Genomic DNA, 13,732 nt, shown 5'->3' on the forward strand with positions numbered 1-13,732 from the left:
GCGGTTTGGGAGATTTCGCTTTTGCTGAGCTCATCCACATAATGCTGGGAACCTAACAGATCAACTTCCTCTGCCCCCCAGAACGCGAAGCGCACCCTGTTTTTCGGTTCGACGCCGGTCTCAGCGATCCACCGTGCCGTTTCGATAAGGGTGGCAACGCCGCTTGCATTGTCGTTTATCCCTGGGCCTCTCCGCACCGAGTCCAGGTGCGCGCCCACCACAATGGTGTGGTCTGCACTTCCTGCCGTGTCAGCCAGGATGTTGAAGGTTTCCCTGTTCTCTTCGAGGTCTTCGTCCCGATACGTGAAGACCTGCCGGACCGGATTGTAGCCAGCGGCACGCAACTGCTCCTCGACGTAACGTGCTGATGCTTCATACCCGGGCGTGCCGGCGGCCCGGTTGCCTCCGGATTCATCGGCTACTCTCTGCAGGGCCTCCAGGTGTCCCATCAGGTTTCTCTTTGCGAAAGTTTCATGCACCTCATTGGCCCGCACTGGCAGCGCCGTTACAAGTGTCTCCGGCTTGGGAACGGTTCGCGCGGGCGACGAGCACGCTGACAGGATCAGCATCAAGGCAAGGAAGGCTATGCCTGCCTTGTGGGTGGGCTTGCCCATGGGGTGAGGTGCCTTCATGAATGAAAACTAATGCCTGAACCCGGCAGCAGGAAAGAGCTTTTTGAAAGACGGGTATGGCCTGAGGGCAATGGGGTGGGTCATCCGGGGAAGCAAGTAGTGGCCGGGCAAAAAGCAGGTACACAGCCTCCTTGTATTGCATAAGGCAGTGCCATAGATTCGGGATTTCAGACAGGAAGCGCGGTAACTGCCGCCGCTGAACTGTTGCGGCAAGAACTTGGATTTACCGCTGGGAATTCATGGCGTCCGTGACCCAAGAAGTTCGCGGCCCATAGCCTCTTTCATTTGAGAAGCGAAAGCGAGCCGGGCGAGGAGGTCCGGTCTTTCAACCAAAAACAGAATTTGACAGGACACCCCCAGATGTCGGATGTTTTCGAGTCCCTGAAATCTGAAATTCGTTCCTATTGCTGTGGTTGGAATATTGTTTTCGAGCGCGCTGCCCCCGGCGGCGAGGCCCGGCACATGTGCGAGCTCCTCAGCCAGTTCGGCACGCTCAACGCCGAGGTCAGCACGGAACTGGACGACCCGGCGTCAGCCATCCTGGACATCGACCGCAAGGTCCTTGGGTACATGTAGCCACCCTTTTCAGAAATTGTCGGCCCCATGGATGAAGTCACCGCCGGCACCAGACCGTTTGGTGTCGACGGGCATAGATTTACCGCCAACCCCAAAGCGGACGTAGACGTTTATTTCCCTGGTGAGCCCGGCGTGATCTATGTCCGGAGGTCTGGGCTATGGTTTCGGTACCAAAGGTCCGACTCCGTCTCGGGGGCCGACACTAAAGAGGAACTCAACGGCGGCAACGGCAGCGTTCGCGAATGCGCCCCGGAGAGCCGCAGCCTACACTGGGCAGGATATTATTCCGGCAGTTCCCAGGAGCTCATCCGGGAACGCAGACCGCGCGTCTACTATGATCCGCACAAATACCCCGACCGTTTTGTCTGCGGGAACGGCGAGCTACCGACGCTGCCCCTGCCAGTCCTGGAACTGAATGGACATCAGGAAGATCCCGAGCCTTGGCTGGATCCGACCACTGGAAACCGGTTCACGTGTGATCAGGCCAGGACCCTCACAGCGATCCTGAACTTCTCACCGCGGAAAGACCAATCGCCAAGCGGGGCCCGCTGAGGTGGACTGGTGCCCCCCGTGAGCCATCGGTGAATCTTCTGACCGCAGCATCATCAGTCAAACCGACGGGGTCCCGCTCGTACACCCGCTGGAAGCATCGCCGCTACCGACTGGCACTGGTGGGTCCCGTTCGTAGGAGCGTCGCGAAGTCGGATGCGTGTGTTTCCGGCCACCAGTGGCCGGCATTCACATGGGTGATGGTGAGCTGAGGTGCGCGGTTTTCCAGGCCTTCCAGCAGGTGGGGCGAGAGGAACGGGTCTTTATCAGGCACCACCACATGGACGGGGATCCCGATCGGAACCGCTGGCTGGTTTTCCTTGTAAGGAAAGTTTTCACGGTACAGGGCGAGCCCGCGGACGGGGTTGTCACCCACCCGGCGTTTTCTCGCCTTCTCGTAGTAGCGGGTGAAGATGAGGCGCCAGGCCGCTTCGGGCAGTTGGGGGACCTGGAAAGCCCCAACGTAAGAGCTGCGTACGAGTTGTCCCATCAGTTGTGCCCAGCCCCGTGGGTTCCTTCGCTTGTGGCGGATCCACCAGCGGAGGTGCCGCAGATCAGGGCCCGAAATGCTGGTGAAACGGGTAATACGTCCGGCGGCCCGCGGGTCCTGGATGGCCGCCCAAGCCTGAATGGATCCCCAATCGTGGCCCACGAGGTGGACGGAGTAAGCCTGCGTTGCGGACAGCACGGCGTATAGATCGTCTACCAAGCTCGGGAGCGAAAAGTTACCCGGCTTTTCCCTGACGGAGGAGTGCCCGGCATCACGGGTGTCGTAAGCAACGATGTGGTGTGTTGTTGAGAGTTGATCGATGAGCGGAAGGTAGACGCGGTGGTCGTCCGGGTAGCCATGGACGAGCAGAAGGGTGGGGACCTTCGGTCCTGGATCTGGGCCGTACTCGTAGACTGCCAGTTCCGCTCCCTTGGAAGGGACCACCCGCGGACTTTTTTCCCGATTGGTCATCGGCAAAGCATAATTCCTTACCGCGTGCCACGAGGAGCTTGATATCGTGTGGCGCATGCCCATCAAATTCGAGAACGTCGGCATTGCGGTCCGCGACCTCGAAGCGACGATTGCCTTCTTCACCGACCTCGGGCTTACCGTCGTCGGCCGGGACACAGTCAGTGGAGAGTGGGCCGACACTGCTGTCGGCCTCGACGGGAACCATGCCAGGGTCGCCATGCTTCAAACGCCAGGCGGCGACGGCCGCCTCGAGCTTTTCGAGTACATCCACCCCGAGGCGATCGAGACGCAGCCTACCCTTGCCAACGAGATCGGCATGCACCGCGTGGCGTTCTCGGTCGACGACATCGAGGAGTCCCTCAAGGTTGCCGCGAGGCACGGCTGCCACCCGTTGAGGGGCCTGGCAACATACGGAGACGTTTACAAGCTCACCTATGTCCGCGGCCCCAGTGGCATCATCGTGATGCTCGCCCAGGAACTGAACAAGAGCTGACCGTAAGTGGCTCCAGGAACAGCACACGCCATTGATTGCTGGCAGGACAACGCATGAAGGATGTTCGAGAGGCCCGCTCTGCTGCCGTAGTGATCAACGCCCGGTCACGCCGGGGGGCAGCGGCGCATGGCTCTCTGGTGGACAAGATGCAAAGGGCAGGCCTGCCGATCTCCACGGTGCACCACGTGCTGTCGGGAGCGGAACTGGCCGGGACGCTTGATCGTGTGGTTGCGGACGGGCACGACATGGTCGTTGTAGGTGGCGGCGACGGAACGGTGGGCTGCGCTGCGGGTCGGGTAGCCGGCACCGACGTCATGCTCGGCGTTCTTCCCCTGGGCACCGCGAACGACCTCGCCCGCACCCTCGAGATACCAAGTGACCTGGCCGGGGCGTGCGCAACCGTTGCAAACGGCAAGGTGGTGGACATCGATCTCGGCCGGGCAAACGGCCAGCCATTCCTGAACGTCGCTTCCGTTGGCTTGTCGGTGCGTGTTACCGAGGCACTCAGCCCCGGGCTAAAGCGGCGTATGGGTCCGCTGGCCTACGGTGTTGCTACCCTGCGCTCTTATGCCGGGCATCAGCCATTCCGGGCCCGTCTCGAGTTTCCGGAGGGGGACCACGAACCGATGGACCTCCACGACGTGATTCAGGTGGCTGTCGGCAACGGCCGGCACTACGGCGGCGGCAACACGGTTTCGCCGTCGGCCGGGATCGACGATCACACCCTTGACATCTACGCAATCCTGGCAGCAGGGCTCCGGGAGCACGTGCAAATCGCACGGCTGCTGAAAGACGGACGTTTTCTTGAGCACGACCGGGTGCGCCACCTGACGGCCCGGCGTGTCCAACTTGTCACTGATCCGCCGCTATCGGTGAACCTTGACGGGGAGATTGCAACGGTGACGCCCACGGATTTCACGATAGAACGCAACGCCGTTCACATCGTGGTACCACAGAGCAGCAACAGCGCTTGGTTCGACGGACGCGGCGCCCCAAAGTAACCGTCCATGGGAGAGCTCAGGCGGCACGAGCTAGGGGGCTAGATCGCCGTTGCGTTTCTCCGGCCGATAGCCGGCGAGCTCGGCGCGGAGGTCGCCCTCTTCATGTCCGCCCTTCTTCTTGCCGAACGGCAGCGCATGCAGCAGCGGGTGGACGACGGCCATGATGACCAGACCCCACGCGAGACCGACGACGGCCGAGCACAGCGTGTTCACCAGCCAGGCCAGGAAGCTGCCAACCACGGCGACGCCGGCGAAGGGCTTCTCAAGGACGTGGACCAGGTCATACGGCGCGTGCCAGCCAAGGTCGTGTGTACCCTGCAGCATGATGTGGCCGCCGACCCACAGCATGGCGACCGTCCCCACAAAGGTGATCGCGCCCAGCACGGCAGGCATCCCCTTGACGAGCAATTCGCCAAAGCGCTTGGAGCCGGCAGAGTCCCTGGTGGTCATGTGAAGGCCGATGTCGTCCATCTTGACGATGAGTGCAACGGCACCGTAAACCAGCACCGTGATGACGAGTGCCACCACCACCAGGATCAGCGCACGGACCCACAGGGATTCATCGGCCACCTCGTTCATCGAGATAACCATGATTTCGCAGGACAGGATGAAGTCAGTGGTGATGGCGCCCTTGACCACTTTGGCTTCCGCGTCCGGTCCGCGGTCGACAGCTGGCGCATCCTCGGCAGCGGTGTGGTGGCCGCGGATCTTGTGCCAGACCTTTTCGGCACCCTCATAGCAGAGGTAGGTGCCGCCCAGCATCAGGATGAACGGGATTGCCCAGGGGACGAAGGCGCTGACCAGCAGCAGCGCTGGCAGGATGATGAACAGCTTGTTCCGCAGCGAGCCCCAGAAGATCTTCTTGATCATTGGAAGTTCGCGGGACGGATCCCTCCCGGACACGTACTGCGGGGTGACGGCGGCGTCATCGATCACTACGCCGGCGGCCTTGGCCCCGGCCTTGGCGGCTCCGGCAGCGACGTCGTCCACCGAGGCGGCCGCTATGCGGGCCAGGGCTGCGACGTCGTCCAGCAGGGCGACCAGACCGCCGCTCACAGATCGCTCCCGCGCTGCTCGAGGGTGGACTGCAGGGCGGGGAGGCATGGGGTGACGCGCGTGATCGGCATGCTCAGATTATATGGTGCGGGGAGTCCGTCCGTAGGGGGTGGCGTACGGCCAAGGCTGCTGCGCGGTGAACGGCATTCGGCAAAACTAGCTCTCCGGGTCGTGATGAACTCGCGGAGCTCCTGCGGGCAACGGCACGCTACGGCGATCCTCCTCGCCCACTCGATTGGGTCCTTATGCGTCGGCAGCTCCAGCACCGTGAAACCACCCTTGAGTTCTGAGCCCGGATAGGTTTCGGTGCTCACCGACCCGTCGGCGGAGACCAGTACGGGATCCCGCTTCCCCGCGATCCCGCCGTGCAGGCCCCTTTCTCAGCGATAAGCAGGCATGGGACAATAGCGGGGATGACTTCCCCCACTCCTTCCTCCGAAGCTCCCGTGCGCGCCCGTCAAGAGGCCCCGGAGAGCACCCGCCCGCAGGTCCGCCCAACTGCCGAAGGCTGGGAGCAGGCGCGTACCGTCGAGGGCCGGCCGCTGCTCCAGTTCGCGTCACCGCGCGTGAAGCAGCCGCCCACGCACCTGGCTGACCTGAGCCTGGCCGAGCGCGGCGTCAAGATGAAGGAGCTTGGCCTCCCCGCCTTCCGAGCGAAGCAGCTCTCCACACACTACTTCCAGCATTGGACCGTGGACCCGGAAACCATGAGCGACCTCCCCAAGGCCGGCCGTGGGGAACTCGTCTCCCAGATGTTCCCACCGCTGCTCACCGAGGTCCGCCGCCAGCAAAGCGACAAGGGGGACACCATCAAGTTCCTCTGGCGGTTATTCGACGGCGCGCTGGTGGAGTCCGTGCTGATGCGCTACCCCGGCCGGATCACTCTCTGCATCTCCTCGCAGGCCGGCTGTGGCATGAACTGCCCGTTCTGCGCCACCGGCCAGGCCGGGCTGACCCGCAACATGTCCACTGCGGAGATCGTTGACCAGGTCGTCGCTGCGAACCGGGTGATAGCGGCCGGCGAGCTGGGCCCCAAGGAGCACGACGACGAGCGCGTCACGAACATCGTTTTTATGGGCATGGGTGAGCCGTTGGCCAACTACAAGCGCGTCATGGCCGCCCTCCACCGCTTCGTGGATCCCGCACCCGAGGGCTTGGGCATGTCTGCCCGCAACATCACCGTCTCGACGGTGGGCCTTGTTCCCGCCATCCGCAAGCTTGCGGACGAGGACCTGCCGGTCACCTTCGCGCTGTCCCTGCACGCCCCCGACGACGAGCTCCGCGACGAGCTGATCCCGGTCAACAACCGCTGGAAGGTGGACGAGGCGCTCGACGCAGCCTACGACTACTACCGCAAGACGGGCCGCCGGGTCAGCATCGAATACGCGCTGATCAAGGACATGAACGACCACCCGTGGCGGGCAGACCTGCTGGGCAAGAAGCTCAACCAGCGCGGCCGCGGCTGGGTGCACGTTAACCCGATCCCGCTCAACCCCACCCCGGGCTCCATCTGGACCGCCTCGGACAAGCCGGTGGAGCAGGAATTCATCGCACGGCTCCGTGCCGCCGGTGTGCCGTGCACCTTGCGCGACACCCGAGGCAAGGAGATCGACGGCGCCTGCGGCCAGCTCGCCGCTGCCGAAGACTAGGGCTCTTTCAGGCCCGCAGGGCACCCAGCCCTGAAATCAGCGCCTCCAGCCCAAGCTCGAATGCCACGTCTGCCGGTCGCTCCGGCCCGTTGGGAGCGCTGCGGGCAGCGGCGCTCCGGACCGCAGCGGTGAAGTTTGGTGTGGTGCCGGCCATGGATCCTGCCTCGAAGATGTCCTCCGGGGCGGTCACGTCGTACGCGGAGCCGAAAATGAAGGACTCCAGCGCCACAATGGAGGACACGACGCGGTCCTGGGGGAAGCCGGCGTCGAGGAATCCCTTGCTCACGGTCTCGTACATCGCCAGTGTCTGCGGCGCATCGGTCACCGGAAGGACGGCGATCACCGGAATAAGCGGTGTGTGCCGGGCGAAGACATTGCGGTAGCTCCACGCCCAGCTGCGCACCGCCTCCTCCCATGGGGCCGAGCCAAAATCCGACACATCCACCAGCGAGGTGAGGTGGTCTTCCACCAGGAGCAGGACGTCCCGTTTAGCGGCCACATGGTTGTAAAGGGCCGACGGCGCCACGTCCAGTTCCTTGGCCAGGCCCGCCATGGTGAGCCCGTCGTAGCCCTTGCGGTTGATCAGTTCCAGCGCCGCTGCCGTGATCCCGGTTTTGTCCAGCAGTGCGGCCGAAGGCCTGCCCGCCCGCCTCCTGGGTGCGCCGGGTTTTCCGGCAGAGCGTCCCTGTACAGCTGGTACTGCCGGCATTACTGGCCTTTCTCTGGTGGTCACCAGCATTATTCCATCCGGCACTTCCGGTCAGAGCGGGGAGCCGCTATAGTTCCAGTAAATGAATGGCATTCATTTAGCGTTTCCCACATCACTGCGGGACCCAAGAGAGGACATCATGCTGAAGCTGAACCGCGACGTTGTGGTCGTTGGAGCCGGGCCGTCCGGACTTACCGCAGCCCGTGAACTGAAGAAGGCCGGCCTGAGCGTCGCCGTGCTCGAGGCGCGCGACCGTGTGGGTGGCCGCACCTGGACCGACACTGTGGACGGGGCCATGCTGGAGATCGGCGGCCAGTGGGTCTCGCCGGACCAGACCGTACTCCTGGAACTACTCGAAGAACTCGGCCTGCAGACGTACGCCCGGTACCGCGAAGGCGACTCTATGTACATTGGCGCCGACGGCGTTCCCGTCCGTTATACGGGGGATTCGTTCCCCGTGGATCCGGGCACCAAAGCCGAAATGGACAAGCTGGTGGGGCTGCTGGACGGGCTGGCGGCCGATATCGGCGCCACCGAACCGTGGGCGCATCCGAAAGCGCGTGAGCTGGACACGATTTCCTTCCACCACTGGCTGCGGCAGCACTCGGCCAACGAGGAGGCCTGCAACAACATCGGCCTGTTCATCGCCGGCGGTATGCTCACGAAGCCGGCACACGCATTCTCGGCCCTGCAGGCGGTCCTGATGGCCGCCTCCGCCGGGTCCTTCACCCACCTGACGGACGAGGACTTCATCCTGGACCGGCGCGTGGTGGGCGGTATGCAGCAGGTTTCCCTGCTGCTCGCGCAGGAGCTGGGGGACGACGTCGTCCTCAACTCCCCGGTGCGAGCCATCAACTGGGAGCCGGTCCAGGACGGTGGGCACCGCGTCACCGTCATTTCGGAACGGGCCGCAGTGAACGCCCGGTTCGTGATCATGGCCGTGCCGCCCAACCTCTACTCGCGGGTCTCGTTCAACCCGCCGCTGCCCCGCCGCCAGCATCAAATGCACCAGCACCAGTCGCTGGGCCTGGTCATCAAGGTCCACGCCGTCTACAGCCGGCCGTTCTGGCGCGACGCCGGGCTGTCCGGAACCGGCTTCGGCGCCGGCTCCCTGGTCCAGGAGGTCTACGACAACACCGACTTCGGTGACACCCGGGGCACCCTGGTGGGATTCATCTCCGATGAAAAGGCTGACGCCGTTTTCGAGCTGAGCGTCGAGGAACGCAAGGGCGCGGTGCTGGAGTCCATTGCCGGTTTCCTCGGCGCCGAGGCGCTGGAGCCCGAGGTCTACTACGAGTCGGACTGGGGTTCGGAGGAGTGGACCCGCGGCGCGTACGCCTCAAGCTACGATCTCGGCGGCCTGCACCGCTACGGCAAAGACCAGCACGCCCCCGTCGGACCCATCTACTGGTCGTCCTCGGACCTCGCCGCTGAAGGCTACCAGCACGTTGACGGCGCCATCAGGATGGGCCGCCGCACCGCAGAACGCATCCGTGAAGCGGCACGTGTGACGGTCCCTGCCTAGCCCGGAACCCGACGGGGTGGGAAAGCGCGGCCGGCGGGTGGAATCTAAGCATGCTTACCAATAGGCTGGCGGATGGGGAGCGTCCCCGCATGCAGACGAACGAGGTGAAATATGACTGGCACCGAGAGCATCAGCAAGGTCACGGACATTATCAACGATTCCCGCATCGGAATGTTGACCACCGTCAACGAAGAGGGTGCCCTCGTCAGCCGGCCGCTGGCAGTCCAGGACGTAAAGGACGACGGCGACATGTGGTTCTTCACGGGCCGCGGCACCTCGCAGGTGGCCCACGTTCAGGCCGACCCGCGGGTGAACGTTTCCTTTGGCAAGAACACCGAATGGGTTTCCATTGCAGGAACCGCTGAGGTGGTGACGGACCGGGAAAAAATTCGCGAAATGTGGAACCAGGCCGTTGAAGCGTGGTTTCCGGATGGTCCGGATACCCCCGAGGTGTGCCTGCTCCGCATCGATTCAGACTCCGCTGAGTACTGGACCAGCCCGGGCGGGACTGCCGCGACGGTATTCCAGTGGGTCAAGTCCAAGCTCACGCACAGCCGGATGAGCGTGGGCGAAAGCGGCACTGTGGAGCTGTAGGCGCTACGAACCGTTCAGGGCGCCGAGGACGGCGGGCAGCAGCACGTTGTCCCGGCCCCAAAACGGGTCCAGGATCTCCACGTACCAGGAATCCGCGAGCAGGAGCGCCAGCGTTTCGTTGGTCTCATCGGCCCAGTCCTGGATCTGCTCCTCTGTCACGGGGTTTTCACTGGACCCCAGGACGGTTACCACCTCGCTGCCGTCCAGGGTGACCGGGATAGCGGCGCTGCTGGAATCACCCGGGGCATGCACCACGGTGACCAGTTCGGACCGGGTGGAGAGGGCGAGGAGTTCTGCGGCAATTTCTGCACTGCAAAAGCCGGTGACATACTGGCGCTGGTCGATGCCTGCGGAACGCAGCCCGGGTTGAGATTCCTTCGTGAACAACCCGCTTCGGTTCAGGGCAGCCAGCCCGGCTGCGATGGTTGCGGTCTCAATGTCGTAGGTGGCGGTGAACGTGGCGGCCTGATACTCGCTGTGGCCCTCAAGCCACCGCGCGGTCAGCTCACCCGCCGCCTCCAGCGTAGTGGCTTGGCGCCAGACTTCCCGGTCCTCCAGCCGCCTGCCGAATTGGTCACGGCTTTCCGTTTCTTGAGGCTCCATCTTCGGATGCTACGGCGCTGCGCCGCCGGACTCCAGCGGCTGCGACACAGCAGTTAACGCGCCATGGAGCGGTCAGTGTCCGCTGGCGGGGATTCCTGCCGCCTGCTCGGCGGCGGAAAGGGCGCGGCCAAAGCGTTCGACGGCGGGCGGGTAGCCGTGGTGCCCCGAGGCCCGGAGCTGCTCGGCCTCTCGCATGGCCTTAATAACGGCAGCGGTCTGGGGCAGCCGGACGTCGGTCATGGCGGGGTAGTCAATACAGAACGCAGGATCAAGTTCGTACCGGCGCCATCGCTCCAGCAGCAGGCTATGCTCAGCTTGTGCAGCCGTGTGCAGGGGCAGGTATTCCCGGCGTTGCCGCCGAAGGGACAGCCAGCTCACGATCCGCGGGCTGCCCCGGTAGGCAGCGACACCGGACGCTACGGCTGCACCGGCGAGGAAGAGCCCTGCCCAGGCGGAGGCCAGGGCGGGGATGAGCAGTGCGGGAAGGGCCACTGCCGCGCCAAGGAACAGGTCCCAGAACAACTGGTCCGAACGCTCGGATTCTGCGCCACCCCCGCCGAGGGCCCGCCGACGGACCTGGAAAACTGTGGCCGCGACGCTGATCACCAGCACAGATCCACACAGTAGAAGGACCCACACCCCTTGGAACAGGGATTCTGCGATGGCTGCCACCTTGCACCTCCACGTCCACAGGCCCGGGGGAGGGAACGCCGGGCTGGTCCTTCCATTCCAGCGCCTTCCCGTTCCCGGGTCAATGGCCCAGCCAGAGCACAGCATGCAGGGGCGAACTTTCCGGGCCGGCCGCCGGCCACGTACCTTGGGACCATGAGACTCAAAATGTGCAGCATCCACGTCCAAGACCCCGCAGCCGCCCACACCTTCTACACCGGGACGCTTGGCTTCGAGACGCTGATGGCAATGCCGGAGTACAACCTGTTCATCATCAAGGACCCCGGCGCGGACCAGAGCTCAACGGGGCTGCTGCTGGAACCCAGCGACAATCCGATTGCGGCCGACTACATGAACGGCCTGTACAAGGCCGGCCTGCCGGCCATCGTTTTTGGCGTTCCGGACGTGCAGGCGGAGTACGAGCGGCTGACCAAGGCAGGGGTGAGTTTCCGCGGCGAACCGGCTGAAGACCCCTCGGGGATCAGCGCGGTGTTCGATGACGGATGCGGCAACTTCATCCAGCTGCACCAGGACTGACTTGCCCTGACAAGCCCAGGTTAAGAGCCGGCGCAGGTCACTCGGCCTGGGCGCGGGCTCGCTTGGCTTCCTTCTTCGCGTTTTCTTCCTTCACTCGCTGGGCTTCCGCGCGGACGGCGGCGTGGGTGGCACGCTCGCTGACCAGCCACGCGGGGGGAGCCTGCAGCAGCGCGGTTATTTCCGCCGTCGTCAAGGCTTCCTCGATGCCGCCGCGGGCCAGGCCGCTGATGGAGACGTTCAGCTTTTGGGCCACGACCGGACGTGGGTGCGGACCGCTGCGGCGAAGTTCGGCGAGCCATTCCGGCGGGTTGGCCTGGAGTTCGGCGAACTCGGCACGGCTGATGGTTGATTCCTGGAACTCCTGCGGTGTTGCGGGCAGGTAGATGCCAAGTTTCTTGGCAACGGTGGCCGGCTTCATGGACTGGGAGTTTGCAGAGGTCATGCTTCAAGGGTATCCGGGCGGGCGGTACTGTGAAGACGTGCCCACCGACAACACCCCCCAGACAGACGCCACTCCCGCAGGGTCTGCTGACCCGGTTGAGGATGCACCGCGCATGCTCCGCATCGCCTACGTGGCGGGAGTTACGCCGGGCAAGTGGATCCGCCGGTGGGAAGAACGGGTGCTGGACGTTCCGCTCCAGGCATTTATGGCCGACGACGGTGCACAGGTCCAGGTGCTGCGTGACGGTTCCGCCGATCTCAGCTTCGTCCGCCTTCCCGTGGAACGTGAGGGCCTCAGCGTGATTCCCCTGTATGAGGAGCAGCCCGTGGTGGTTGCACCCAAGGGCCACGAAATCTCGGTGTTCGATGAAGTGGCGCTGGCCGACCTGGAGCAGGAGGCCTTCCTGGACGTGGCTGCCCTGGGCGGTCCGGAGGCCGCGCTGCAGGTGGTGGCCACGGGGGCGGGCCTGGTGATCCTGCCCATGTCCGTGGCCCGCCATTTCAACGTCAAAGACACAGTGGCGCGGCGGCTGGCCGGGGCGCCCGCTACCGAAATCGCTGTTGCCTGGCCTGCCGACTCCACGGATGAAGTCATTGAGGAATTTATCGGGATCGTCCGGGGGCGGACCGCCCAGAGCTCCCGCCAGCCCTCCGCCCAGCCCGTCAAAGCCAAGAAGGAACCCAAGCCGGACCGGCGCGGGAGCGGGACCAAGAAGGCACCAAAGGTAGCCCAACGCTATGCCCCGAATCCGGACAAGGGTCGGGGCAAAGGCTCCCGCAAGAAGGGCAAGCGCTAACCAAAGCCCTGGAGGTGCGGAGTGTGTCGGACAAGGTGGGGCATGTTCTGCGCGGATCGTCCAAGCGTGTCCGGCATTGTCACGACGAGGCCGGGTGAGCCACGAGATTCTTGGTGGCCCGAAGCCCGGGCTGGTCCGACATCGGGTACTCAGCGCCTGGTTTTGTACCTGGCCAGGACCACACCGTCGGGAAACGTCCGGGTCTCCACCAGGCTTAGGTTCACCCAGTTGTCCAGAGCTGTGAAGAATGGCGTGCCGCCGCCCACCAGGACGGGATGGGTGACCATTGCGTACTCGTCGATCAGCCCGGCCCGCATGGCCGCCGCGGCAAGTGTGGCACCGCCTATGTCCATGGGGCCGTCGTCGTCGGCCTTGAGCCGGGTGATCTCGGTGACCGCGTCGTGTGTGACCAGGCGGGTGTTCCAGTCGACCGTGCTGGTCGTGGAGGAGAACACCACTTTCGGCATGGCCCGCCAGCGGTGGGCGAACTCGATCTGTGCCCGTGTGGCGCCAGGCTGCTGGTCGGCCGTGGGCCAGTGGGAGCTCATGGTTTCCCAGAGTTTGCGCCCGTACAGCGCCAGGTTCGTCGCCCCTACCCGGTCGGACCACCATTGGAACAGCACGTCGCCTGGGACGCTCCAGCCGAGGTCGTCGCCGGGCGCGGCGATGTAGCCATCCAGGCTCAGGTTCATGGCGAAAGTCAGGTTGCGCATGGCGTCAGTCTCCCGTGAGTCGGTATCCGTTGTACAGACCGGCACGGCCCGGAAAAATCATCGCTCAGGCCATGCCGAGGCCCGGTTGCCGCGAAACGCCAAGGTCACGAGAACCTTCGGGGCCCTTCGTCGGAAGGCTCCTGGTGGCAGCTTTTTATACGTCGTTGCCTCGTGATACCCCCAGGGGGTATACTGGACCTGTTGTCAGTGACATGGGATGTCCCGGC

Annotated in this window: 15 protein-coding genes and 1 pseudogene; 8 read left to right on the forward strand and 8 right to left on the reverse strand. The window is 64.2% G+C overall.

The genetic code is table 11. The annotated features are described in order from the left end of the window. The coding region (locus AC5RWX_RS22975; RefSeq protein ID WP_494098610.1) for a M20/M25/M40 family metallo-hydrolase at window positions 1-614 on the reverse strand (614 nt) is incomplete at its 3' end. Window positions 615-1,064: 450 nt separating this feature from the next. On the opposite strand from AC5RWX_RS22975, the pseudogene AC5RWX_RS22980 reads away from it, so the two are divergent. Beyond that, window positions 1,065-1,202, forward strand: a pseudogene (locus AC5RWX_RS22980) (aspartate-semialdehyde dehydrogenase); the annotation flags it as partial. A 661-nt stretch (window positions 1,203-1,863) separates the two neighbouring features. Here AC5RWX_RS22980 and AC5RWX_RS22985 read toward each other — a convergent pair. Further along, entirely contained in the window at window positions 1,864-2,718 is an 855-nt protein-coding gene (locus tag AC5RWX_RS22985) for an alpha/beta fold hydrolase (protein ID WP_494098611.1), read from the reverse strand. Window positions 2,719-2,773: 55 nt separating this feature from the next. Here AC5RWX_RS22985 and AC5RWX_RS22990 point away from each other — a divergent pair, with 55 nt between their 5' ends. Beyond that, on the forward strand, window positions 2,774-3,211 hold the full coding sequence (locus AC5RWX_RS22990) for a VOC family protein (RefSeq protein WP_494098612.1): 438 nt from the start codon (window positions 2,774-2,776) through the stop codon (window positions 3,209-3,211). 53 nt (window positions 3,212-3,264) lie between these two features. Then, window positions 3,265-4,212 (forward strand): lipid kinase, encoded by a 948-nt coding sequence (locus tag AC5RWX_RS22995; RefSeq protein ID WP_494098613.1) that lies wholly within the window; start codon window positions 3,265-3,267, stop codon window positions 4,210-4,212. Between the two features lie 30 nt (window positions 4,213-4,242). Here AC5RWX_RS22995 and AC5RWX_RS23000 read toward each other — a convergent pair whose 3' ends face one another. Continuing rightward, window positions 4,243-5,268, reverse strand: a complete 1,026-nt coding sequence (locus tag AC5RWX_RS23000) for a DUF808 domain-containing protein (protein ID WP_494098614.1) — start codon at window positions 5,266-5,268, stop codon at window positions 4,243-4,245. Between the two features lie 413 nt (window positions 5,269-5,681). Between AC5RWX_RS23000 and rlmN the strand changes: the two genes are divergently transcribed. Continuing rightward, the gene (gene rlmN / locus AC5RWX_RS23005) at window positions 5,682-6,917 is read left to right on the forward strand and encodes a dual-specificity RNA methyltransferase RlmN (RefSeq protein ID WP_494098615.1); all 1,236 of its coding nucleotides are present in this window, start codon (window positions 5,682-5,684) and stop codon (window positions 6,915-6,917) included. Window positions 6,918-6,924: 7 nt separating this feature from the next. On the opposite strand, the gene AC5RWX_RS23010 is transcribed toward rlmN, so the two are convergent. After that, window positions 6,925-7,626, reverse strand: coding sequence for a TetR/AcrR family transcriptional regulator (locus AC5RWX_RS23010; RefSeq protein ID WP_494098616.1), 702 nt, complete (start codon window positions 7,624-7,626; stop codon window positions 6,925-6,927). Between the two features lie 139 nt (window positions 7,627-7,765). Here AC5RWX_RS23010 and AC5RWX_RS23015 point away from each other — a divergent pair, with 139 nt between their 5' ends. Then, a complete protein-coding gene (locus tag AC5RWX_RS23015) occupies window positions 7,766-9,151 on the forward strand; it encodes a flavin monoamine oxidase family protein (protein ID WP_494098617.1) in 1,386 nt (461 codons plus the stop codon). A 111-nt stretch (window positions 9,152-9,262) separates the two neighbouring features. Beyond that, window positions 9,263-9,745: a pyridoxamine 5'-phosphate oxidase family protein gene (locus tag AC5RWX_RS23020; RefSeq protein WP_494098618.1), complete on the forward strand. Its 483-nt coding sequence runs from the start codon at window positions 9,263-9,265 to the stop codon at window positions 9,743-9,745. A 3-nt stretch (window positions 9,746-9,748) separates the two neighbouring features. On the opposite strand, the gene AC5RWX_RS23025 is transcribed toward AC5RWX_RS23020, so the two are convergent. Together AC5RWX_RS23025 and AC5RWX_RS23030 are read right to left on the reverse strand one after the other, a co-directional pair. Next, window positions 9,749-10,348 (reverse strand): DUF6919 domain-containing protein, encoded by a 600-nt coding sequence (locus tag AC5RWX_RS23025; protein WP_494098619.1) that lies wholly within the window; start codon window positions 10,346-10,348, stop codon window positions 9,749-9,751. Between the two features lie 72 nt (window positions 10,349-10,420). Beyond that, window positions 10,421-11,020: a hypothetical protein gene (locus AC5RWX_RS23030; protein WP_494098620.1), complete on the reverse strand. Its 600-nt coding sequence runs from the start codon at window positions 11,018-11,020 to the stop codon at window positions 10,421-10,423. Between the two features lie 153 nt (window positions 11,021-11,173). On the opposite strand from AC5RWX_RS23030, the gene AC5RWX_RS23035 reads away from it, so the two are divergent. Continuing rightward, window positions 11,174-11,554: a VOC family protein gene (locus AC5RWX_RS23035; RefSeq protein ID WP_494098621.1), complete on the forward strand. Its 381-nt coding sequence runs from the start codon at window positions 11,174-11,176 to the stop codon at window positions 11,552-11,554. A 37-nt stretch (window positions 11,555-11,591) separates the two neighbouring features. Here AC5RWX_RS23035 and AC5RWX_RS23040 read toward each other — a convergent pair whose 3' ends face one another. Beyond that, window positions 11,592-11,996, reverse strand: a complete 405-nt coding sequence (locus AC5RWX_RS23040; RefSeq protein WP_494098622.1) for a DUF5997 family protein — start codon at window positions 11,994-11,996, stop codon at window positions 11,592-11,594. Between AC5RWX_RS23040 and AC5RWX_RS23045 the strand changes: the two genes are divergently transcribed. Next, on the forward strand, window positions 11,959-12,792 hold the full coding sequence (locus tag AC5RWX_RS23045; protein ID WP_494098623.1) for a LysR family substrate-binding domain-containing protein: 834 nt from the start codon (window positions 11,959-11,961) through the stop codon (window positions 12,790-12,792). The genes AC5RWX_RS23040 and AC5RWX_RS23045 overlap by 38 nt on opposite strands. A gap of 149 nt (window positions 12,793-12,941) precedes the next feature. On the opposite strand, the gene AC5RWX_RS23050 is transcribed toward AC5RWX_RS23045, so the two are convergent. Further along, entirely contained in the window at window positions 12,942-13,505 is a 564-nt protein-coding gene (locus tag AC5RWX_RS23050) for a dihydrofolate reductase family protein (protein ID WP_494098624.1), read from the reverse strand. Window positions 13,506-13,732: the final 227 nt, after the last annotated feature.

It is taken from the genome of Arthrobacter sp. SPT-J7 (assembly GCF_059089965.1).

What these genes read in the sequence shown, in the direction of transcription:
- AC5RWX_RS22985 (WP_494098611.1), bottom strand. Translation starts at nt 2,718, where the DNA reads ATGACCAATCGGGAAAAAAGTCCGCGGGTGGTCCCTTCCAAGGGAGCG.
- AC5RWX_RS22990 (WP_494098612.1), top strand. Translation starts at nt 2,774, where the DNA reads ATGCCCATCAAATTCGAGAACGTCGGCATTGCGGTCCGCGACCTCGAA.
- AC5RWX_RS22995 (WP_494098613.1), top strand. Translation starts at nt 3,265, where the DNA reads ATGAAGGATGTTCGAGAGGCCCGCTCTGCTGCCGTAGTGATCAACGCC.
- rlmN (WP_494098615.1), top strand. Translation starts at nt 5,682, where the DNA reads ATGACTTCCCCCACTCCTTCCTCCGAAGCTCCCGTGCGCGCCCGTCAA.
- AC5RWX_RS23010 (WP_494098616.1), bottom strand. Translation starts at nt 7,626, where the DNA reads ATGCCGGCAGTACCAGCTGTACAGGGACGCTCTGCCGGAAAACCCGGC.
- AC5RWX_RS23015 (WP_494098617.1), top strand. Translation starts at nt 7,766, where the DNA reads ATGCTGAAGCTGAACCGCGACGTTGTGGTCGTTGGAGCCGGGCCGTCC.
- AC5RWX_RS23020 (WP_494098618.1), top strand. Translation starts at nt 9,263, where the DNA reads ATGACTGGCACCGAGAGCATCAGCAAGGTCACGGACATTATCAACGAT.
- AC5RWX_RS23025 (WP_494098619.1), bottom strand. Translation starts at nt 10,348, where the DNA reads ATGGAGCCTCAAGAAACGGAAAGCCGTGACCAATTCGGCAGGCGGCTG.
- AC5RWX_RS23035 (WP_494098621.1), top strand. Translation starts at nt 11,174, where the DNA reads ATGAGACTCAAAATGTGCAGCATCCACGTCCAAGACCCCGCAGCCGCC.
- AC5RWX_RS23040 (WP_494098622.1), bottom strand. Translation starts at nt 11,996, where the DNA reads ATGACCTCTGCAAACTCCCAGTCCATGAAGCCGGCCACCGTTGCCAAG.
- AC5RWX_RS23050 (WP_494098624.1), bottom strand. Translation starts at nt 13,505, where the DNA reads ATGCGCAACCTGACTTTCGCCATGAACCTGAGCCTGGATGGCTACATC.